This window comes from Spirillospora sp. CA-294931 (assembly GCF_050946795.1).
Classification (GTDB): domain Bacteria; phylum Actinomycetota; class Actinomycetes; order Streptosporangiales; family Streptosporangiaceae; genus Spirillospora.
Genome location: NZ_CP192006.1, coordinates 4,805,404 through 4,826,316 on the forward strand (window position 1 = coordinate 4,805,404; position 20,913 = coordinate 4,826,316).

General features: G+C 72.4%; 20 protein-coding genes. 9 read left to right on the forward strand and 11 right to left on the reverse strand.

Annotated features, from left to right (window positions below; translation table 11 throughout):
* Positions 1-104: 104 nt before the first annotated feature.
* Complete coding sequence (locus ACQPY4_RS21690) at positions 105-1,004, reverse strand: 1,4-dihydroxy-2-naphthoyl-CoA synthase (protein ID WP_433323356.1); 900 nt, start codon at positions 1,002-1,004, stop codon at positions 105-107.
* 83 nt (positions 1,005-1,087) lie between these two features.
* Between ACQPY4_RS21690 and ACQPY4_RS21695 the strand changes: the two genes are divergently transcribed.
* The 3 genes from ACQPY4_RS21695 to ACQPY4_RS21705 all read left to right on the forward strand — a co-directional run bounded on the left by ACQPY4_RS21695 (position 1,088) and on the right by ACQPY4_RS21705 (position 4,727).
* Positions 1,088-2,242: an AMP-binding protein gene (locus ACQPY4_RS21695; protein ID WP_433323358.1), complete on the forward strand. Its 1,155-nt coding sequence runs from the start codon at positions 1,088-1,090 to the stop codon at positions 2,240-2,242.
* Between the two features lie 49 nt (positions 2,243-2,291).
* Entirely contained in the window at positions 2,292-3,275 is a 984-nt protein-coding gene (locus ACQPY4_RS21700; protein WP_433323360.1) for a cation diffusion facilitator family transporter, read from the forward strand.
* A 171-nt stretch (positions 3,276-3,446) separates the two neighbouring features.
* Positions 3,447-4,727, forward strand: coding sequence for an RNA polymerase sigma factor (locus tag ACQPY4_RS21705; protein WP_433323362.1), 1,281 nt, complete (start codon positions 3,447-3,449; stop codon positions 4,725-4,727).
* A gap of 70 nt (positions 4,728-4,797) precedes the next feature.
* Here ACQPY4_RS21705 and ACQPY4_RS21710 read toward each other — a convergent pair whose 3' ends face one another.
* Complete coding sequence (locus tag ACQPY4_RS21710; protein WP_433338972.1) at positions 4,798-5,049, reverse strand: nuclear transport factor 2 family protein; 252 nt, start codon at positions 5,047-5,049, stop codon at positions 4,798-4,800.
* A gap of 207 nt (positions 5,050-5,256) precedes the next feature.
* Complete coding sequence (locus ACQPY4_RS21715) at positions 5,257-5,754, reverse strand: MarR family winged helix-turn-helix transcriptional regulator (protein WP_433323364.1); 498 nt, start codon at positions 5,752-5,754, stop codon at positions 5,257-5,259.
* An 84-nt stretch (positions 5,755-5,838) separates the two neighbouring features.
* Here ACQPY4_RS21715 and ACQPY4_RS21720 point away from each other — a divergent pair, with 84 nt between their 5' ends.
* Together ACQPY4_RS21720 and ACQPY4_RS21725 are read left to right on the forward strand one after the other, a co-directional pair.
* On the forward strand, positions 5,839-6,825 hold the full coding sequence (locus ACQPY4_RS21720) for an ATP-binding cassette domain-containing protein (protein WP_433323366.1): 987 nt from the start codon (positions 5,839-5,841) through the stop codon (positions 6,823-6,825).
* Complete coding sequence (locus tag ACQPY4_RS21725) at positions 6,822-7,688, forward strand: ABC transporter permease (protein ID WP_433323368.1); 867 nt, start codon at positions 6,822-6,824, stop codon at positions 7,686-7,688. Before ACQPY4_RS21720 ends, ACQPY4_RS21725 begins: the two co-directional genes overlap by 4 nt.
* A gap of 72 nt (positions 7,689-7,760) precedes the next feature.
* Here the strand turns inward: ACQPY4_RS21725 and ACQPY4_RS21730 are convergent, their stop codons facing one another.
* The 7 genes from ACQPY4_RS21730 to ACQPY4_RS21760 form a co-directional block, all read right to left on the reverse strand.
* On the reverse strand, positions 7,761-9,002 hold the full coding sequence (locus ACQPY4_RS21730) for a lipase family protein (RefSeq protein ID WP_433323370.1): 1,242 nt from the start codon (positions 9,000-9,002) through the stop codon (positions 7,761-7,763).
* 123 nt (positions 9,003-9,125) lie between these two features.
* The gene (locus tag ACQPY4_RS21735) at positions 9,126-9,899 is read right to left on the reverse strand and encodes a sirohydrochlorin chelatase (RefSeq protein WP_433323372.1); all 774 of its coding nucleotides are present in this window, start codon (positions 9,897-9,899) and stop codon (positions 9,126-9,128) included.
* On the reverse strand, positions 9,892-11,094 hold the full coding sequence (locus tag ACQPY4_RS21740) for a uroporphyrinogen-III synthase (protein ID WP_433323374.1): 1,203 nt from the start codon (positions 11,092-11,094) through the stop codon (positions 9,892-9,894). Before ACQPY4_RS21740 ends, ACQPY4_RS21735 begins: the two co-directional genes overlap by 8 nt.
* Positions 11,081-11,461, reverse strand: coding sequence for a nitrite reductase small subunit NirD (nirD, locus tag ACQPY4_RS21745; protein ID WP_433323376.1), 381 nt, complete (start codon positions 11,459-11,461; stop codon positions 11,081-11,083). Before nirD ends, ACQPY4_RS21740 begins: the two co-directional genes overlap by 14 nt.
* A complete protein-coding gene (nirB, locus tag ACQPY4_RS21750; protein ID WP_433323378.1) occupies positions 11,458-13,986 on the reverse strand; it encodes a nitrite reductase large subunit NirB in 2,529 nt (842 codons plus the stop codon). Before nirB ends, nirD begins: the two co-directional genes overlap by 4 nt.
* A gap of 184 nt (positions 13,987-14,170) precedes the next feature.
* Positions 14,171-15,625, reverse strand: a complete 1,455-nt coding sequence (locus tag ACQPY4_RS21755; protein ID WP_433323380.1) for an FAD-dependent oxidoreductase — start codon at positions 15,623-15,625, stop codon at positions 14,171-14,173.
* The gene (locus ACQPY4_RS21760) at positions 15,622-17,706 is read right to left on the reverse strand and encodes a molybdopterin oxidoreductase family protein (protein WP_433323382.1); all 2,085 of its coding nucleotides are present in this window, start codon (positions 17,704-17,706) and stop codon (positions 15,622-15,624) included. The genes ACQPY4_RS21755 and ACQPY4_RS21760 overlap by 4 nt, the downstream gene beginning before the upstream one ends.
* Positions 17,707-18,001: 295 nt before the next feature.
* Here ACQPY4_RS21760 and ACQPY4_RS21765 point away from each other — a divergent pair, with 295 nt between their 5' ends.
* Positions 18,002-18,508, forward strand: coding sequence for an NUDIX domain-containing protein (locus ACQPY4_RS21765; protein WP_433323384.1), 507 nt, complete (start codon positions 18,002-18,004; stop codon positions 18,506-18,508).
* Here the strand turns inward: ACQPY4_RS21765 and ACQPY4_RS21770 are convergent.
* Positions 18,505-18,753, reverse strand: a complete 249-nt coding sequence (locus tag ACQPY4_RS21770; RefSeq protein ID WP_433323386.1) for a hypothetical protein — start codon at positions 18,751-18,753, stop codon at positions 18,505-18,507. The two genes, ACQPY4_RS21765 and ACQPY4_RS21770, sit on opposite strands and share 4 nt — an antisense overlap.
* A 137-nt stretch (positions 18,754-18,890) precedes the next feature.
* On the opposite strand from ACQPY4_RS21770, the gene ACQPY4_RS21775 reads away from it, so the two are divergent.
* The 3 genes from ACQPY4_RS21775 to ACQPY4_RS21785 all read left to right on the forward strand — a co-directional run bounded on the left by ACQPY4_RS21775 (position 18,891) and on the right by ACQPY4_RS21785 (position 20,888).
* A complete protein-coding gene (locus ACQPY4_RS21775) occupies positions 18,891-19,421 on the forward strand; it encodes a hypothetical protein (protein WP_433323388.1) in 531 nt (176 codons plus the stop codon).
* 78 nt (positions 19,422-19,499) lie between these two features.
* Positions 19,500-19,904, forward strand: a complete 405-nt coding sequence (locus ACQPY4_RS21780) for a DUF3592 domain-containing protein (RefSeq protein ID WP_433323390.1) — start codon at positions 19,500-19,502, stop codon at positions 19,902-19,904.
* Between the two features lie 333 nt (positions 19,905-20,237).
* Entirely contained in the window at positions 20,238-20,888 is a 651-nt protein-coding gene (locus tag ACQPY4_RS21785; protein ID WP_433323392.1) for an MlaD family protein, read from the forward strand.
* Positions 20,889-20,913: the final 25 nt, after the last annotated feature.

Sequence of the window (20,913 nt, forward strand, 5' to 3'; positions counted from 1 at the left end):
GGGATGGCGTACACCCTCACCCTCAGACCCCCTGCCGCTCACGCCGAACAATTAGTGGTACGCCTGAGAACGTACCGGACCGGGGCGGTTTGATGCCGCGCCGGTCAGTAGTACCAGGGGAAACGCGACCAGTCGGGATCGCGCTTCTCCAGGAAGGAGTCCCGGCCCTCGGCCGCCTCGTCGGTGGCGTAGGCCAGGCGGGTCGCCTCCCCGGCGAACACCTGCTGGCCCACCAGGCCGTCGTCGACCGCGTTGAAGGCGAACTTCAGCATCCGCTGCGCCGTGGGGCTCTTGCCGTTGATCTTGGCGGCCCACTCCAGCGCCGTGCGCTCCAGCTCCGCGTGCGGGACGACCGCGTTCACCATCCCCATCCGGTACGCGGCCTCGGCGTCGTAGGTCTCCCCCAGGAAGAAGATCTCCCGCGCGAACTTCTGCCCCACCTGCCGCGCCAGATACGCCGACCCGAACCCGCCGTCGAAGCTGGCCACGTCCGCGTCGGTCTGCTTGAACCGCGCGTGCTCCCGGCTGGCCAGCGTCAGGTCGGCCACCACGTGCAGGCTGTGCCCGCCCCCGGCCGCCCAGCCCGGCACCACGCAGATCACGACCTTGCCCATGAACCGGATCAGCCGCTGCACCTCCAGGATGTGCAGCCGCCCCGCCCGCGCCGGGTCGATCGACGCCGCCGTCTCACCCTCGGCGTACTTGTAGCCGTCCTTGCCCCGGATCCGCTGGTCGCCGCCCGAGCAGAACGCCCACCCGCCGTCCCGGGGGGACGGCCCGTTGCCCGTCAGCAGCACGCACCCGACATCGCTCGACATCCGCGCGTGGTCCAGCGCCCGGTACAGCTCGTCCACCGTGTGCGGACGGAACGCGTTGCGCACCTCCGGCCGGTCGAACGCGATCCGCACCGTCCCCTGGTCGACGGCACGGTGGTAGGTGATCTCGGTGAACCCGAAACCCTCGACCTCTTTCCACGCGCCCGGGTCGAACAGCTCAGAAACCATGGTCCCTCTTCCTGTCGGCGCCCCCATTCAACCGCCCCGCGGATTCGAACGCGTTCAGCGGGGTCCTATACGCTGGCCACGCCATGAACCGCCGCCTGCACGCCGTCGTCCTCCCGCCAGGTCAGCGCCTGTTCCAGGCGCTCGCCGCCGCGCTCGACGGCACCGGCCCCGCGATCTGCCCGCTGTCCCCCGACCTGCCCGCCCCGGCCCTGCGCGACCTGCTGGACGCCCTGGCCCCGCACGCCGTCGAGACCGAGGACGGCCTCACCCCCACCGCGGGCGTCCCCGTCGACGACGCCACCGCCGTCCTGATCGCCACCTCCGGCACCACCGGCCGCCCCAAGTTCGTCGAGCTGTCCGCCGCCGCCCTGCGCCACTCGGCCCAGGGCACCCTGGCCCGCATCCAGGCCGCGCCCGGCGACCGCTGGCTGTGCTGCGTGCCCACCAGCCACATCTCCGGCGTCCAGGTCCTGGTCCGCTCGCTGGTCGCCGGCACCGACCCGATCATCCAGCCCCGCTTCGACGTCGACGCCCTGGCCCACACCCGCGCCGCCCACGTCGCGATGGTCCCCACCCAGCTGCGCCGCCTGCTGGCCACCGGCGCCGACCTGACCGGGCTCGGCGCGATCGTCCTCGGCGGCGCCGCCGCCTCCCCCGCCCTGCTGGCCGAGGCCGCGCGGCGCGGGCTGACCGTCCACCCCTCCTACGGCATGAGCGAGACCTGCGGCGGCTGCGTCTACGACGGCGTCCCGCTCGACGGCATGCGCGTCAAGATCGGCGAGGACGGGCTGATCCGCCTGGCCGGCCCATCGCTGTTCACCGGCTACCGCCTCGACCCCGCCCGCACCGAGGCCGCCCGCGACGGCGACTGGTTCGTCACCCAGGACCTCGGCGAGCTGACCGGCGGCCGCCTGCGCGTGCTGGGACGCGCCGACGACGTCATCAACACCGGCGGCGAGAAGGTCGTGGCCGGCGAGGTCGCCGCCGCCCTGTCCCTGCACCCCAAGGTCGGCGACGTGGTCGTGGTCGGACGCGACGACCCCGAATGGGGCCAGCGGGTCACCGCCGTCGTCGTCCCCGCACAGACCACTCCCCCGGCCCTGGACGAGCTGCGCGCCTGGATCCGCGGCACCATGCCCGCCCACGCCGCCCCCCGCGAACTGGAGATCGTCGAGGCGATCCCGCTGCTCCCCTCCGGCAAACCCGACCGCGAGCGCCTGCGCCGCTCCCCCGCCTGACCCGCGACCTGGGCGTTTGCCGGGGGTTCTGGGATGGCAAGGGATACTCATGGCTGATCAGCAGGGAGAGAGCGCGCTGACGGTCCTGCTGGCGTTCGGCGCCAACCTCGGGATCGCCATCGCCAAGATCGTCGCGGCCGTGATCACCGGATCGGCGTCGATGGCCGCCGAGGCCGCACACTCGATCGCCGACACCTTCAACGAGGTGCTGCTGCTGATCGGGCTGCGCCGCAGCGACCGTCCCGCCGACCGCAGGCACCCCCTCGGCTACGGGCTGGAACGCTACATCTGGACGCTGCTGGTCGCCGTGGCGATCTTCGGGATGGGCGCGCTGTTCGCCTTCTACCAGGGCTTCCAGACCCTGACCGGCCACCACGGCGAGGAGGCCGACCCCACCGTCGGCTACATCGTGCTCGGGGTCTCGTTCGTCCTGGAGGCGATCTCCTGGCAGCAGGCCGTCCGGCAGGTGGCCTCCGACGCCCGCGAGAAGGGCCTGCCCCTGCTCGCCTACATCCGGCGCACCGACGAACCCACCTCGATCAGCGTCATGCTGGAGGACTCGGCCGCCCTGATCGGCCTCCTGCTGGCCTTCGCCGGGATGGGCCTGCACCAGGCCACCGGATCGGCCGTGTGGGACGGCGTGGGGTCGGTCCTCATCGGCGTCCTGCTCACCGTCGTCGCCCTGGTCCTCGGCCGGATCAACCTCAACCTGCTGATCGGCCACCAGGCCGACCCGCGGCTGGTCCGCGACGTCCGGGCCCGGCTGGGCGCCGCCCCCGAAGTCGAGACGGTCGTCGACATCGTCACCCTCACCGTCGGCACCGGCAAGGTCCTGACCTGCGCCCGGCTCGACCTGCGCGACGAGCTGACCGCCGGGGACGTCGAGCGCGCCTGCGTCCGCATGGCCGAGGAGCTGCGCGCGGCGCACGAGGAGATCGACGAGGTCTTCCTGGAGCCCGTCCCCCGCGACGACCCCGAGCTGCGGCGCCGCGTCGTGGCCCGGTACGGGGACGTCCCGCCTCTGGATGCATAAAGCCCGCGCCCTTTACACAGTAAGGTTGCTCCGGACGTGAGCCGCCTGACACCCTTCGATCCGGGCGTTCGGGAACAACAGCCCCACCGTGAGGCGTTCCGTCTATTGCGCGCCACCAGAGACTGATTCTCCGCGCCGCACTCACACCACCGAAGGGAGGGGGGCGTCCCCATGCCGCGAACCGCCGTTGAGAGCCCGGCCACGGAGCCGACGAGCCCCGCGCTGGCAGATCTCATCAAGCGTGGCCACGCCCGAGGGCGCCTCTCGCTGGACGAGGTGCGCAAGGCGTTCGAGTCCGCCGGGATCAGCCCGGCCCAGGGCCGGTCGATCCTGCGCGAGCTGTCCGAGTCGGGCATCAGCCTGACCAGCGAGGACAAGCCGGCCAAGAAGAAGACCGCGCGGACTGCCACCGCGACCCGGCGCACGGCCAAGAAGGCCGCCGACGAGCCGCCCCCCGCCGCCCCCGAGGACGACGCCCACGAAGACGGCTCCTTCGACGTCTCCGCCGTCGAGGCCCCCGTCGCCGACCTGGACGACCAGTCCACCGTCATGGGCGACTCGGTGCACACCTACCTCAAGGCGATCGGCCGCCGGCAGCTGCTGACCGCCGAGCAGGAGGTCGACCTGGCCAAGCGCATCGAGGCCGGCCTGTACGCCGAGTACAAGCTGGAGAACGAGAAGCTCGGCCCGCGCGCCCGCGCCGACCTGGAGTGGGTCGCCGCCGACGGCCGCCGCGCCAAGTCCCACATGCTGGAGGCCAACCTCCGCCTGGTGGTCTCGGTCGCCAAGAAGTACTCCGACCGCGGCCTGTCGCTGCTGGACGTCGTCCAGGAGGGCAACCTCGGCCTGATCCGCGCCGTGGAGAAGTTCGACTACTCCAAGGGCTACAAGTTCTCCACCTACGCCATGTGGTGGATCCGCCAGGCCATCCAGCGCGGCTTCGCCGACTCGGCCCGCACCATCCGGCTGCCCGTGCACGTGCTGGAGATGCTGAGCAAGCTCAGCCGGGTCGAGCGCGACATGCACCAGCGCCTGGGCCGCGAGCCCACCCCCGAAGAGCTGGCCCTGGAGCTGGACAAGAGCCCCGAGCAGGTCCGCGAGCTGCTGCGCACCAGCCGCCAGCCGATCAGCCTCGACTCCACCATCGGCGAGGACGGCGAGACCCGCATCGGCGACCTCATCGAGGACACCGACAGCCCCGAGGCCGCCGAGCTGGTCGACCGCCAGCTGATGGCCGACCAGCTGCGCCGCACGCTCGACATCCTCTCGCCCCGCGAGGCCAAGATCATGGCGATGCGGTTCGGCCTGTACGACGGGACGCCCCGCACGCTCGACGAGATCGGCAAGTCGCTCGGCCTGACCCGCGAGCGGATCCGCCAGCTGGAGAAGGAGTCGCTGTCCAAGCTGCGGCACCCCAGCAACGCGATGCCGCTGCTCGACTTCGCCGTCTGAGCCCACGAGACCACACCTCCGCCTCCCACCGAAGGCCCGCCGGACCCTGTCCGGCGGGCCTTCGGCCCGCTCAGGCGGCCGGACGGAACCAGAGCGGGGCGACCTCGGCGCGCGCGAACCGCCAGCCGGACGGGCCGCGCACCGCATCGAACCTCCACCGCAGCCCGGCCGCGCGGAAGGGCTCCCGACCGGGCCGGTAGTAGTGCACGACCAGGTTGGCGCTCACCGCGGCGGCGTCGCCGTCCCGCTCGACCAGCACATCGGACGACAGGTGCTGCGTGCGCTCGTCGTCGGAGCTGTTCTCGCGCAGATAGGCGACCAGCTCGCCGAGGCCGCGGGCCGAGCCGCGCGGGGGTGCTCAGCTCGACGTCCTCGGTGTAGATCGCGCCCAGCCGGGCGTATCGCTCCTCGTCGTTCCAGCTCGCGGCGGGCTCGTCCAGCCAGCGTCCCAGGCGCGCCACCAGCGTCGTGATCTCGTACTCGTCCATCCCCACTCCCCAGTTAGCCGCACTAACGTTAGTGTGACCAACTATACCTCGGAGCCGAGACCGGGAACCGTGTCGGCGAAACGCGGGTCATGATGGGCCAGCACCTTCAGCACCAGCCCCTGGAAGACCTCCAGCTCCTCAGGGCCCAGCGGCTCGAAGATCTGCCGGTACAGCAGCATCGCCTGCTCCCGCCGCGCGGCCAGGAACGTCACGCCCGCGCCGGTGGCCGCCACCGACCAGCGCCGCCGGTCGCGCGGGTCGCGGCGCCGCTCGGCGTAGCCCAGGCGCTCCAGCGCGTCCACGACGCCGACCACGTCGCCCGCGTCCATCCGCAGGCGGTCGCCGACCTCGCGCTGCGACATCGGCCCCTCGACGTGCACGCACGCCAGCACCATCACGTGCGGAAGGCGCACCCCGTCCTCGCCGGTGAGCCGCTCGGCCGAGAAGCGCCTGATCAGCTTGCCCAGCTCGGCGACCAGGTAGACCGGCGACCGCAGCAGCGGATCGGGCGGAATGACGGTGCAGTCCCGGTCGTCCATGCGCCTCTCCTTGGTCGACCTAATTTCTCTTGACGAGAGAGATAGGGTAACCCTACCGTTGGAGAAACCCAAGAGGAGGCCCGCATGCCCGACGGTTCACCCGCCGTCGCCGTCGACGGCCTGGTCAAGCGCTTCGGCGAGGTGGAGGCCGTCCGCGGGATCGAGTTCACCGTCGAGGCCGGGGAGATCTTCGGCTTCCTCGGCCCCAACGGCGCCGGCAAGTCCACGACCATCAACATGCTCTGCACCCTGCTGCGCCCCACGTCCGGCACCGCCCGCGTCGCCGGGCACGACGTGGTGACCGAGCGCGACAGCGTCCGCCGCAACATCGGCCTGGTCTTCCAGGACCCCACGCTGGACGGCTACCTCAGCGGCGAGCAGAACCTGCGCTTCCACGCCGAGCTGTACGGCGTCCCCCGGTCGGTCACCGCCGACCGCATCGGCCAGGTCCTGGAGATGGTCAACCTCTGGGACCGCCGCCGCGACCGCGTCGAGACCTACTCCGGCGGCATGAAGCGCCGCCTGGAGATCGCCCGCGGCCTGCTCCACTCCCCCAGGGTCCTGTTCCTGGACGAGCCCACCGTCGGCCTGGACCCCCAGACCCGCTCGTCGATCTGGGAGTACATCCGGCAGCTCAAGGAGACCGAGAACATCACGATCTTCATGACGACCCACTACATGGACGAGGCCGAGTACTGCGACCGGATCGCCATCATGGACTCCGGCGCCATCGTCGCCCTGGACACCCCCGAGGCCCTCAAGGCCGGGGTGGGCAAGGACCGCGTCCAGATCCAGACCGCCGACGACGACGCGGCCATCGCCGCGCTCAAGGAGCGCTTCGACCTCGAAGCCAACGTCGCCGAGGGCGCGGTGACCTTCGCGGTCGCCTCCGGCGAGTCGTTCGTGCCGCGCCTGTTCGCCGAGCTCGGCGTCCCGATCCGCTCGGTCAGCGTCTCGCGGCCCTCCCTGGACGACGTCTTCATGTCCTTCACCGGCTCCACCATCCGCGAGGCCGAGGGCTCGGCCAGCGACTGGATGCGCATGGCCATGCGCGGAAGGGGCCGCCGATGACCGCCCACGAGATCGTCCGCGTCCGGGTGCCCGAGCGCAGCGTCCGCCACGACCTGCGCGCGGTGAAGATCGTCCTGCATCGCGAGCTGATCCGCTTCTGGCGCGACCGCATCCGCATGGTCTCCAACCTCGTCCAGCCCGTGCTGTGGCTGATGGTCATGGGGACGGGCCTGTCGAACCTGATGGCCACCGGCTCGGGACCGGCGGGCGACGTCGACCTGAAGACCTTCATCTTCCCCGGCGTGTGCGCCATGTCGGTGATGTTCACCGCCATGTTCTCGGCGGGCTCGATCGTCTGGGACCGCGAGTTCGGCTTCCTGCGCGAGATGCTGGTGGCCCCCATCAGCCGCAGCTCCATCGTGATCGGCAAGTGCGTCGGCGGCGCCCTGGTCGCCACCCTGCAGGGCGCCGTCATCCTGGCGCTGGCGGGCCTGGCGGGCATCCCCTACGACCCGCTGCTCCTCCTGGAGCTGCTGGGCCTGATGTTCCTGGGGGCCTTCGCGCTGACCGGCTTCGGCGTCATGCTCGCCGCCCGCATCAAGAGCATGCAGTCCTTCTTCGGCGTCATGCAGATGGCGCTGATGCCGATGATGTTCCTGTCGGGCACCCTGTTCCCCCTCAACGGCCTGCCCACCTGGCTCAGCGTCCTGACCCGCTTCAACCCCCTCACCTACGCCGTCGACCCGCTGCGCCAGGCCGTCTTCGCCCATCTGGACGTCTCCCCCGCCATCGAGCGCGTCTACAACCCGGGCGTCACCTGGAACGGCTGGCAGGTCCCCGTCTGGCTGGAGATCCTGCTCGTCCTGGTCATGGGCTTCGTCCTCATGGGCGTCGCCATCCTCGAGTTCCGCCGCGGCGACTAGCGCGGAAAGGAATGAACCCCGGCCCCTACCCGGGCCGGGGTTCAGCTCTTGAACGCGCCGATGGGCGCGGTGTCAGGCGGCGCAGTTGCCCTGGACGGGCTTGCCGGCGAAGCGGGCCTCGAGGAAGGCGACGCTGTCAGGCTCGCTCTGGACCATGCCCAGGGCGTGCTCGGCCAGCGGGTAGGTCTTCCAGGTGACGTTGGCGCCCTTGGCGCACCAGGCCTGGTGCAGGGTGTCGGCCTGCTTGAGCGGGATGATCTGGTCGTGGACGGCGTGCGGCTGGAAGACCGGCGCGCGCGGGGCGGTGGAGCCCAGGCGGTTGGCGTCCAGGCGGGCCTGCCACTCCCGGGTCTCCAGCGGGTTGCTGGTGGTGTAGTCCTTGATGCGCTTGAACGCGGTCGTCAGCACGGTCGAGACGCCGTCGACGGAGGCCACACAGATGTTCTGGGCGCTCTGCAGGAGCTTGCGGCCGTTGTCGTTGAGGTACTTGGCGAGGTCGAGCTCGGGGTAGGCGGCGTCGTAGCCGACGGCGGCCATGAACATCAGCGCGATGAACGGGCTGCCGTCCAGGCTCGCGGCCACGGCGCGCAGGTCGGCCGGGACGCCCCCGGCGACCACGCCCTTGAGGTCGAGCTCGGGCGCGTAGGACGGTGCCTTCTCGGCGGCCCAGCCCGCCGACGTCCCGCCCTGGGAGTAGCCGCGGACGCCCACGGGCGCTCCGGCCAGGCCCGCGTCGGGCAGGCGCTGCGCGGCCCGCGCCATGTCCAGCACGGCCTTGCCCTGGGAGCCGCCGACCTCGTAGGTGTGCTGACCCGGCGTGCCGAGCCCCTCCATGTCGGTGACGGCGACGGCCCAGCCCTTGTTCAGCAGGTTGGCGATGAACAGGGCCTCGTAGTCCAGGCCGATCGAGAGGGAGTAGGACGGCGCGCACTGGTCGCCCAGGCCGCGGGTGCCGACCGCGTAGGAGATCAGGGGGCGCTTGCCCGCGCCCGTCCAGGGCTTGGTCGGGACGATCACGGCGCCCGACACCGCGATCGGGTCGCCCTTGACCGACTCAGACCGGTACAGCACCTGCCACGTCTTCACCCCGCCGTAGGGCGACTTGAAGACCGGGTCGAGCGTGAACAGCGAGTCGCGCGACCGGATCACGTCACCGGGCTTGCCCGCCGGGAGCGGCGAGGGCGGTTTGTAGAAGGGGTCGTCTCCCGGGGGCGGCGCCGCATGCGCGCTGCCCTGGAGGGCGACGATCGTGAGAGCGAGCGCGGCGCACAGGGCCGTCAAGACGCTCAGGCACCGCCGGACACTGGTTGGCATGGCCAGGACCTTTCGTCGTCCCCCGCACCGTCGGGGTGACGGCGAGCCAACCGTAAGGAAAGTAGATCCTTATTCCAATAGCCCTTCTGGAGAAGTTTTGGCGCTTTTTTACTCACCAGTACGCTAGGCCTGCACGCGCATTGGCGCGGGCATACGAAGCCGCGCCTCGTCGTACCGGCGCAGCACCAGCCGGGCCGCCGCGTCGTGCGCCCCGATCGGCGCGCTCACCACATCGGCGCCCGAGGCCACCATGCGGTCGTGGAAGAAACCCGGCGCCAGCAGATAGGACGCCACCACCACGCGCGACGCCCCGCACCCCCGCTCACGCGCCACGACTTCGGCCAGGGCCGGCCCACCGGCCGCCACGAAGCCATGGGAGACCGGACGCCGCAGCCGCCGCGACAGCAGCCGGGCCGCCGCGCGGACGTCGGCGACGCCCGCCGGATCCGACGAGCCCGCCGCGCCCAGCACCACCGCGTCCGACCGCCGCAGCGCGCCCGCGCCGAGCAGCCGGTCGGCCAGCGCGGCGGCCAGCGCCGCGTGCGGCCCCAGCGGACGCGCCACCGCGGTACCGCTCTGGGAGGACGACCCCCCGGCACCACTCGGTTCGCTCGGGATGAGGGTGGTGTCCGAGCGCAGCCGCTCGACCCGGCCCGGGATGTCGATCAGGGCGTGGTAGCCGCGCGCCAGCATCAGCGGCACCGCGACCACCGGGCCGTCGACCGCGCGCACCGCGTCCTCCAGCGAGGGCGCGGCCAGCTCGGCGTACGCCTCGGCCACCGGGAGCCACGGCCGCAGCGCCCGAACGCGTTCCAGCAGCTCGCGCACGGCCGCGGGCCCCGCCGGGTCACGGGTCCCGTGCGCGACGGCGATCAGGGTCGGTGAGGTCTCAGCCACTGGTCTCCGCTCGCAGGGGTTCGATCAGCCGGGGGTCGCAGGCCAGCCGGTATCCGCGCTTGACCACGGTCTCGACGATGCCCGCGCGTCCCAGCCCGCGCCGCAGCCGCGCCACGGCCATCTCCACCGCGTGCTCGTCGGCCTGCGGACGCCCGTCGCGCTGCCACGGCACGCCGCCCACCAACAGGCGGCTGGGCAGCACGCCGCACAGCTCGGCCCGCGACACCACGTGCCCGGGACGCCGCGCCAGCGCCCGCAGGATCGCCATCGGCGCGGGCGCGATCGGCTTGAGCTGCCCGTCCAGCACCACCGCGTGGCCGCGCAGCTCCATCGAGATGCCCCGCACCTCCACCTGCCGCGCCCGCCGCACCGGCAGGTCGGAGACCAGCGCGCGCACCAGCGCGCCGATCCGCGCCCGCTCCGGCTGGACGGTCGGCACGTCGCGCTCGGTCAGCAGCTGCGCCGTCACCGGCCCCACGCAGGCCGCCACCACGTGCGTGCGCAGCGCGTCCAGCAGCGGCTCCTCCAGCCCGTCCTCGGCCGCGACGGCCAGCGTGGCCGCCACCGCCGGGGAGCTGGTGAAGGTGATCGCGTCGACCGTGCCCGCGACGGCCTGGCCGACCAGCCGCCGCAGCGGGGTCGGGTCCTCGGTCCGCGACCACCGGTACACCGGGATCTCCACCACCTCGGCGCCCGCCTCCCGCAGCGCCTCGGTGAACTCGGTCAGCTGGTCGCCGTAGAGCTGGACGGCGACCCGCGCCCCGGTCAGGTCCTTCTCCAGCAGATGGCCGAGCACCTCGGCACAGCTCTCGGACTCCGGCGACCAGCGCTCCTGGAGCCCGGCCGAGCGGATCGCGCCGCGCGCCTTGGGGCCCCGGGCCAGCAGGTCGGCCACGCCCAGCCGCTCGATCAGGGCGTCGCGCAGCCCCCACCCGTCGGCCGCCTCCAACCAGGCCCGGAAACCGATCCCCGTGGTCACCACGGCGTGGTCGAGCGGACGGGCCAGGCACTCCTCGGTGGCGGCCAGCAGGTCGGCGTCGTCGGCCAACGGGATCAGCCGGATCGCCGGGGCGTGCACCACCCGGGCCCCGCGCCGCTCCAGCAGCGAGGCCAGCTCCTCGTGCCGGCGCGCCGCCGTCACGCCGACGGCGAAACCGGCCAGCGGCTCGCTCTCGGTCTTCCTAGGACCGTCCATCGGGCAGGGCCACCTCCACGCGGTCTCCCGCCGGGTCACGGCGGATCGCGAAGGTGGGCAGCGCCACCTCCGGCTCGGACAGGCACGTGCCGGTGCGCAGGTCGAAGACCTGCTTGAACATGGGCGAGGCCACCGTCGGGACGCCGTCGCGGCACCCCAGGATGCCGCGCGAGATCACGTAGGCGTTGCTGAACGGGTCGTGGTTGCCGACCGCGAACAGCTCGCCGTCGAAGGTGCGGAACACCGCCACCTGGACGCCGTCGACCATCGCGCAGGCGCCTCTCTCGGGGATCAGGTCGCCGTAGGCGCAGATGTCGAACCACCGCACCGTTCCCGCGGGGGCCGTCGCATCGGACGTCAGGGTCATCGGGTCGCCACCTCCAGGCTGGGACCGGCCACCAGGACCGGCTTGATCTGCTCGCGCTCGGACTCGAAGACGATGCTGGGATCGGGGGTGCCGGGTGCGTTGACGAACGAGACGAACCGGCTGAGCTTGTCGGGGTCCTCGATGGCGTCGCGCCACTCGTCGGCGTAGGAGCCGACATGGCGCTCCATCGCCGCGTCCAGCTCGGCGCAGATGCCCAGGCTGTCCTCCACGATCACCTCGCGGAGGTAGTCGAGACCGCCCTCCAGGCCCTCCAGCCAGCTCGCCGTCCGCTGCAGCCGGTCGGCGGTGCGGATGTAGAACATCAGGAACCGGTCGATGTAGCGGACCAGCGTCGCGTCGTCCACGTCGGTGACGAACAGGTCGGCGTGGCGGGGACGCATCCCGCCGTTGCCCGCCACGTACAGGTTCCAGCCCTTCTCCGTGGCGATGATCCCGAAGTCCTTGCTCTGCGCCTCGGCGCACTCGCGGGCGCAGCCCGACACCGCCGACTTCAGCTTGTGCGGGGCGCGCAGCCCCCGGTAGCGCAGCTCCAGCGCGATCGCCATGCCGACCGAGTCCTGGACGCCGTAGCGGCACCAGGTCGACCCGACGCACGACTTCACCGTCCGCAGCGCCTTGCCGTAGGCGTGGCCCGACTCGAACCCGGCGTCCACCAGCCGCTTCCAGATCTGGGGCAGCTGCTCGACGCGGGCGCCGAACAGGTCGATCCGCTGACCGCCGGTGATCTTGGTGTAGAGGCCGAAGTCGCGGGCGACCTCGCCGATCACGATCAGCTTGTCGGGCGTGATCTCCCCGCCGGGGATGCGCGGCACCACCGAGTAGGTGCCGTTCTTCTGCATGTTGGCCAGGAAATGGTCGTTGGTGTCCTGCAGCGCGGCCTGCTCGCCCTCCAGGATCGGCCCGTTGCCCAGGCTGGCCAGGATGGAGGCCACCACCGGCTTGCAGATGTCGCAGCCGCGTCCGCGCCCGTGCTCGTCGATGAGACGGGTGAAGGTGGTGATCCCGGTGACCCGGACGATGTCGAAGAGCTCGGCGCGGCTGTGCTCGAAGTGCTCGCACAGCGCCTTGCTGACCTCGATCCCGGCGGCGGTCAGCTCGGCGTCCAGGATCTTCTTCACCAGCGGGACGCACGACCCGCACGTGCTGCCCGCCCGGGTGCAGCCCTTGACCTCCTCCAGCGCGGTCAGGCCCTCGTCGCGGATCGAGCAGCGGATGTGGTCGGCGCTGACGTTGTTGCAGCTGCAGATCGTGGTGGCGCCCGGCAGGTCTCCCCCGGCCGCCTCCGTCCCGCCGAACAGGGCCTGCTCGGGCGAGCCGGGCAGCTCGGCGCCGATGAACGCGCGCAGCGTCGGGTAGGCCGAGGCGTCGCCGACCAGGACGCCGCCGAGCAGCGTCCGCGCGTCGTCGCTGACGATCAGCCGCTTGTAGACCCCGGCGACCGGGTCGGTGTAGGTGACGTCCAGCGCGCCCTGGTCGGGCCCGGCGAACGGGTCGCCGAAGCTGGCGACGTCCACGCCCATCAGCTTGAGCTTGGTCGACAGGTCGGCGCCCTCGAACCGGGCCGGGCTCTCGGTTCCGGACGCGGCCGCCAGCAGCTGGTCGGCCACCACCTCGGCCATGCTGAAACAGGGCGCGACCAGGCCGAACACCTGGCCGTCGACCAGCGCGCACTCCCCCACCGCGTACACGGCCGGGTCGGCGGTGCGGCAGGCGCCGTCGACCACGATGCCGCCGCGCTCGCCGACCGGCAGCCCGCACAGGCGGGCCAGCTCGTCGCGCGGCCTGATGCCCGCGGAGAAGACCACGACCCCGGCGTCGATCGCGGTGCCGTCGGACAGCTCGACGCGGCCGACCGTCCCGTCCTCCCCCGCCGCCAGGCCCGCCATCGGCGTCCCGGCGTGGACGTTCATGCCCAGGGCCTCGATGTGGCGGCGCAGCATCGCCCCGCCGCCCTCGTCGAGCTGGCGCGGCATCAGCCACGGCGCGACCTCGACGACGTGGGTGTCGACTCCGAGGCCCTGGAGTGCGCGGGCGGCCTCCAGGCCGAGCAGCCCGCCGCCCACCACGACGCCGCCGGCCGCCGGCCTTGACGTTGTAAGGTCGGCGCAGTGGGCGCGGAGCGCCTCCAGGTCGTCGATGGTGCGGTAGACGAAGACTCCCGGGAGGTCCTTGCCCTCGACCGGAGGCACGAACGGCGCCGAGCCCGTGGCCAGCACCAGCGCGTCGTAGCCGATCTCCCGGCCCGAGCCGGTGGTCACGGTGCGCGCGGCCCGGTCGACGGCCACCACGGGGTCGCCGGTGACCAGCTCCACCGCCTCGTCGTGGTCCGGGTAGGCCAGGTCGGCGTCCTCGGTCAGGTAGGAGGTCAGCGCGACCCGGTCGTAGGCCGTCCTGGTCTCCTCACCGATCACCGTGACGCGCCAGGCCCCGGCGGTGTCGCGCTCGCGCAGCGCCTCCACCAGCCGGTGCCCGGTCGGTCCGTGCCCGACGACGACCACCCTCATGCGTCCATCCCCTCCGTCGTCCATGGCCCCGATCCTCAGCAGGGGCCGTTTCGCGGTTGCGTCCCCTTTGTCACCGGCGTGTTAAAAGGCGCTCACTCCGAAATCGAATCGTGGTCACACGTCGGTGCGGCCCGGGAAAGGCGAAACCCCGCCGCGAGTGCGACGGGGCCTTCCTTTCGCGTTTTCAGGCCGAGCGCTGCGCCGAGACCGAGTCCTGCTCGTCGAGCCAGGCCACGATGCCCTCGACGGCGTCGCGGCATCCTCCGCAGCCGGTGCTCGCGCGGGTTCCCTCGGCCACCTCCCCGACCGTGCGAGCGCCCTTCTCCCAGCAGGCCCGGATCTGCCCCTTGGAAACGTTGTTGCACTGGCAGACCGTCGCCGCGTCGGGCATCCGCACCGGCGAATCGGCGGCCTGCGCGCCGCCCACGCCGGGGAAGAACAGGCTCAGCCGGTCCGAGGGCAGCGGCGCCTCCCGGTCGTACAGCTGCGTCAGCGTGCCGGCGGTGCTGGTCTCGCCGAGCAGGATCGCGCCCACGACCCGGTCGCGCCGGATGGCGACCTTCTTGTAGGTGCCCCGGCTGGCGTCGGCGAAATGCATCACCTCGACGTCGGGGTCGTCGTCGCCGAAATGCGTCTCCCCCATCGCCACCAGGTCGACGCTGGCCGCCTTGAGCCGCGTGATCTGCCGCGCCCCCGTGAAGCGCGCACCGGCGTCGGCCCCGGTGAGCAGGTCGGCCAGGACGGTCGCCTGCTCCCAGCACGGCGCGACCAGCCCGTACACGGTGTCGTCGTGCTGGGAGCACTCGCCGATGGCCCGCACCGACGGGTCGGTCACCGAGCGCAGCGTCCCGTCGATCACGATGCCGCGCTCGACCTTGAGGCCCGCGTCGCGGGCCAGGCCGGTCTCGGGACGGACGCCGCACGCCATCACGACCAGGTCGGCCGGGAGCGACTCGCCCGTGGCCAGCTCCACGCCGGTCACCCGTCCGGCCTCGGTGCGCAGGCCGGACACGTTGGCGTCCAGATGGGCGCGGATGCCCAGGCGGCCGAGGGTCCGCGCCAGGACCCTGCCCGCCCCGGGGTCGAGCTGACGCTCCATCAGGTGGCCCGCCAGGTGGACGACCGTCACCTCCAGGCCGCGCCCGGCCAGGCCCCGCGCGGCCTCGATGCCCAGCAGGCCGCCGCCGACGACCACCGCCCGCCCGGCGCCCTCGGCCGCGTCCAGGATCGCGTGGCAGTCGTCCAGGGTGCGGAACGCCACCGCGCCTTCCGGCAGCCCGTCCTCGGTACCCGGGAACGGCGGCACGAACGAGGTGCTGCCGGTGGCGATCACCAGGGTGCCGTAGGGCGTGGCCGTCCCGTCGGAGGCGTGCACGACCCCGGCGTCGCGGTCGATCCGCTCGACCTGGACGCCGAGCCTGGCGTCCACGTCGTTGCGCCCGTACCAGGCGGGGTCGACCAGCCCGATCTGGTCGGGACGCGCGATCCCGGCCAGCACGTTCGACAGCAGCACCCGGTTGTAGGGCTGCTGGGTCTCGGCGCCGAAGACCGTCAGCGGCACCTCCCGGTCGCGGGCGCGGATCTCGGTCACCAGCCGGGAACCGGCCATGCCGTTCCCAATGATCACGATGTCGTTCATGGCGTCTCCTCGGGGGCGGCTTCGAGCCGGACGGCGCAGACCTTGAACTCCGGCATCCGCGACATGGGGTCAAGAGCCGGGTTGGTGAGCAGGTTGGCCCGGCCCCGGCCCGCCCAGTGGAAGGGGATGAAGACCGTGTCGTGCCTGATGGCGTCGGTGAGCCGGGCCCGGACGGTCGCGGTGCCGCGGCGGCTGGACACGCGCACGTCCATGCCGGCCTCGATGCCCAGCCGTCCGGCCAGGTCGGGGTGGAGCTCGACGAACGGCTCCGGCGCGGCCTCCACCAGCGCGCCGACCCGCCGGGTCTGCGCGCCGCTCTGGTACTGGGCCAGGACGCGGCCGGTGGTGAGATAGACGGGGTAGTCGGCGTCGACGTCCTCGGCGGGCCCGCTGTGCTCAACCGGGGTGAAGCGGGCGCGCCCGTCGGGGGTGGCGAAGCGGTCGAGGAACGGGCGGGGCGTGCCGGGGTGCCCGGTGGACGGGCACGGCCAGAACACGCCGCCCTCGTCCTCGATCCGCTCGTAGGTGATGCCCTGGTAGTCGGCCAGGCCGCCCGCGCTGGCGGCCCGCAGCTCGTCGAAGACCTCGGCGGGCTCCTCGCTCCACTTGCCGGGCGCGGCCAGGCGCCCGGCCAGCGCGGCGATGATCTGCAGGTCGGTGCGGACGCCGTCCGGCGGCGCGACGGCGCGGCGGCGGCGCAGCACCCGTCCCTCCAGGTTGGTCATCGTGCCCGACTCCTCGGCCCACTGCGCGGACGGCAGCACGACGTCGGCCAGCACCGCCGTCTCCGAGGGCACGAAGTCGGCGACGGCCAGGAAGTCCAGCGCGGTGATGCGCTCCTGCACGGCCGATGCGCGCGGGGCCGAGACCACCGGGTTGGAGCCGAAGAGCAGCATCGCCTTGGGGCCGTCCGGCGTCCCGAGCGCCGAGAGCAGTTCGTAGGCCGAGCGTCCCGGGCCGGGCAGCGAGCCGGGCTCCACGCCCCAGACGCCCGCGACGTGGGCGCGGGCGGCCGGGTCGTCGATCTTGCGGTAGCCGGGGAGCTGGTCGGCCTTCTGGCCGTGCTCGCGCCCGCCCTGGCCGTTGCCCTGCCCGGTCAGGCAGCCGTACCCGGCGCCCTCCCGGCCCGGCAGGCCCAGGGCCAGCGCCAGGTTGATGAACGCGGTCACCATGTCGGTGCCGCGCGCGTGCTGCTCGGTGCCCCGCGCGGTGAGGATGAACGAGCGCCGTCCCCGGGCCAGCAGCCGCACCGCCTCGCGCATGTGCGGGACGGGCACGCCGGTGATCCGCTCGACCCGGTCGGGCCAGTAGCCGTTGACCACCGTCCGGACGGCCTCGAACCCCCCGGTGCGCTTGGCGATGTACTCCTCGTCGGCCAGGCCCTCGGCCAGCGCCAGGTGCAGCAGGCCGTTGGCCAGTGCCAGGTCGGTGCCGGGGGTGGGCTGGAGGTGCAGGTCGGCCTGGCGGGCGGTCGCGGTGCGGCGGGGGTCGATCACGATCAGCGCGCCGCCGCCGTCCTGGGCCTCGGTGAGGTGCCGCATGAACGGGGGCATGGTCTCGGCCACGTTCCCGCCGACGACCATGATGGCGTCCGCCCGGCCGAGGTCGGTGATCGGTCCGGGCAGGCCGCGGTCCATGCCGAAGGCCCGGCCGGACGCGGCCGCCGCCGACGACATGCAGAACCGGCCGTTGTAGTCGATCTGCGAGGTCCGCAGCGCGACGCGGGCGAACTTGCCGAGCTGGTAGGCCTTCTCGTTGGTGAGGCCGCCGCCGCCGAAGACCGCGACGGCGTCCCGTCCGTGCGCCTCCTGGATCGCGGCGGTCTCGGCGGCGACGCGGTCGAGCGCCTCGTCCCAGGTGCACGGTTCGAGCGGCGCCCCCTTGGCGGCCCGCATCAGCGGCGTGGTCAGCCGGTCGGGGACGACCAGCATCTCGGCGGACGTCCAGCCCTTCTGGCACAGGCCGCCCCGGTTGGCGGGCACGTCGTCCCGAGGCGTCACGCGCAGCAGGGGGCCGCCGCCCGCCAGCGTCATCCCGCACTGCAGCGCGCAGTAGGGACAGTGCGTCGAGGTCTCGGTCATGCCCCGAGACTGTTCGGGCGCCGTTTCGCCCCTGGGTCCCGCGTGTGACCCGGGTGTTAAAAGCCGCTCACCCGGGTGAATTTCTCAAGGTCAGGCAAGTGCGACGGAGATCACACCCGGCACGGTCTGACGATCACGTGTCAAGCGTTGTCGGACGTTGTCAGGGACCATTCGTCGCCTTCACCCCGGTTACCGGAACGGATCGGCGGCGACCCCCGGGACCCCGGGGGCGGATGCGGCCACCGGTCCCCCGAACCCGGGGCAGAGGGCGATCCGCGACGCTTAATCTCGGAACATGCCCGACCTTGATTACTACGCCTCGCTGCCCCGCACGCGCGGCGCCGCCGCGGCGCTCCTGCTCGACGACGACGGGCGCGTGCTGCTGGTCAAGCCCACCTACAAGGAGGGCTGGTTCCTGCCCGGCGGCGTCATCGAGGCGGGCGAGTCGCCCCTGGCCGCCTGCGTGCGCGAATGCGAGGAGGAACTCGGCCTCGTCCCCCGCCTGGACGGCCTGGTCTGCGTCGACTGGGGCCCGCCGCGCGACAACGGCATCGACTCGGTCAACGTGTTCGTCTTCGCCGGCGCCCTCACCGCCGCCGAGATCGAGGCCATCACGCTGCCCGCCGACGAGCTGTCGGACCACGTCCTGGTGCCCGCCGACGAGATCCCCCGCTTCGCGCCGCCGCACATCGCCCGGCGCATGCCCCCCAGCCTGCGCGGGCTCGCCGAAGGCCGCGCCGTCTATCTCGAAGACGGCCGCGAGCCCGGGTTCACCCGATCCCGGTCGCGCCCGCTCGCCTAGGCGAGCACGCTGTCGCGGGCCTCGCGGCCCCGGGCGGGGTCGGCCTGGCGCGCGCAGTGGGCGCAGCAGTACCAGTGCCGGTCCACCTCGATCCCGTGGCCCATGATCTTGCATTCGCAGTGCTCGCAGATGGGCGCCATCCGCGAGATCGCGCACTCGAACGAGTCGAACGTGTGCACCTCCCCCTGCGCGTGCACCTCGAACGACAGCTCGTAATCGTTGCCGCAAACCTCGCACATCGCCATGATTGGCTTCCTTCCGTTCCCCGACGCTCGCGATCACTGTCTACCCACCCTTTCCCCCGCCCTATCGACCCCCAGGCAATACCCCGGCAAAACGCCCCGGGGACCCCTCCCCGACACCCGCGCCTAGGGTTCGTGTCATGACGCACCCCGCCACGCGCGCCTCCGGAGCCCTTCTCGCCGCCGTCACCGTCCTGAGCCTGGCGGGATGCGGGTCGGACGGCTCCAAGGCGACGTCCAAGCCCACGGCTTCCCGGACCTCCGCCGCGCCCTCGTCCTCGGCTCCGCCGCCGACCTCGGCGTCCCCGGTGCCGACCGCCGCCGCCGACGGCACCAGGCTCCGCGCCTGCACCGACGGCACCTGCGAGATCGAGGTGAAGAAGGGCGCGCGGATCCCGGTGAAGCCGAAGTTCGGCGTCGAACAAGTGCGGGTGACCGCCGTCAAGGACAAGGGCGTCTCCCTGGACATGCTCATCACCGGCGGGAGCTTCTCCCTCGCGTGCGACGGCGACGACGACTGCCAGTCCTTCGTCCAGGGCGCGACGGAGTACTCCCCCGGCATGGCCAGGGCGACCGGCCATCCCGGCGCCAAGATCAGCATCAACAAGATCGTCATCAGCGTGCTGGCGGTCTCCGGGAAGTCGGCCATCCTCGGTATCAAACCGGCCTGACCTCCGGCCTTGCGTTTCGCATCGGTTGGCGCGAAGCTCTAGGGCGACCGCGCACCCGGCCCCGGAGACCCCGCCACGATGGACCTCGTCAAAGCGCTCGTCGTCGCCGCCGTCGGCCTGGCGATCGTCTGGGGCGGCCTCAACGAGCTGCTCGCCTGGGCCCGGATGCGCCGCCGGATGCGCCGCACCATCGGCGTGATCGTCGGATCCCGGACGCCCGGTGCCGTCGACCCGGGCATCGTGGGCCGCTCGGGCGTGTTCCAGTTCACCACCGAACGGGGCGAGGTCGTCCAGGCGACGAGTTCGGCCTATGCGGGACGGGGCCCCAAGGTGGGCAAGCGCGTCCCGATCCTCTACGACCCCGAGAACCCGCGCCGCAGCGCCGAGCGCGCCGGGGTGCTGAAGTTCAAGGTCTACCTCTCCCCGGTTCTCATGCTCGCGGGGCTGGCGGTCATCGCCTTCGGCCTGGCACAGCTGCGCTGACCCGGAGAGTTCTTGCGGGGTGCCCGAGATCAAGGGCGGCGACGGAAGTCTGCTGCTCTACCAACCTGAGCTACATCGCCCCTAAGGCGACAGTGGGATTTGAACCCACGTCCCGCAGAACCGAAGTATCCGTTGCCTACGCACCGGGCACCCGCAACGCCCCCTAGACAATCATGATCCGCCTGGCGCCTCAACCGGTTTTCGTCTGTGCGGAGCACCGCGGGCCGCGACTGACTCACTTGGACGTCCAGCGCCCCGGCTCGCTTCTGGTCACACTGGCCGCGCCTCCTGCGATTCCCCCCGTAACCGTGCTCAGGAAGCGGGCGAGCCCCGATGGATCAGCAACTCTCGGAGCGTTCGCGTGCCCGGTTCGGGCTCGTCGGATGCGCCGTCCTGCTCATCGCCGCCGCCGGCGCCGCGGTCGCCGTGGTGCCGCCGTCCGGCGGGTCGACCCGGCTCCACGCGACCTTCGAACGCGCGGGCCAGGGGCTCGACCCGGGCCGGTCGGCGGTGAAGGTCCGCGGCGTCCCGGTGGGCACCGTCGAGCGGGTCGACCTCGACCGCGCCGGCCGGGCGAGCGTGCGGTTCCGGATCGACGACGCCGTGCGCGTCCCCGCGACCGCGACCGCGCGGATCGAGCCGCTCTCGCTGTTCGGCCCCAAGGACCTCGCCCTGGACCTCCACGACGGCGACGGCCCCCACCTGCGCGACGGCGGCACGGTCCGGCGGACGGCGGGCACCGAGGAACTCGCCGATCTGGCCGACCCGGCACACCGGCTCGTCCGGGCCATCGACCCGGACGACGTGACCACCCTGCTGCACACCCTCGCCTCGGGCCTCGCGTCCCAGGGCCCCACCCTGCGCCGCACCATCGGCAACACCGCCGCCGTCATCGACGCGTCCCACCACAACCGCGCCGTGCTCCTCTACGCCCTCCCCCTCGACATCTGCACCCTCATCATCGACATCTGCGAACGGAGATGAGGGCCGGTCGCCGTGCGGCGACCGG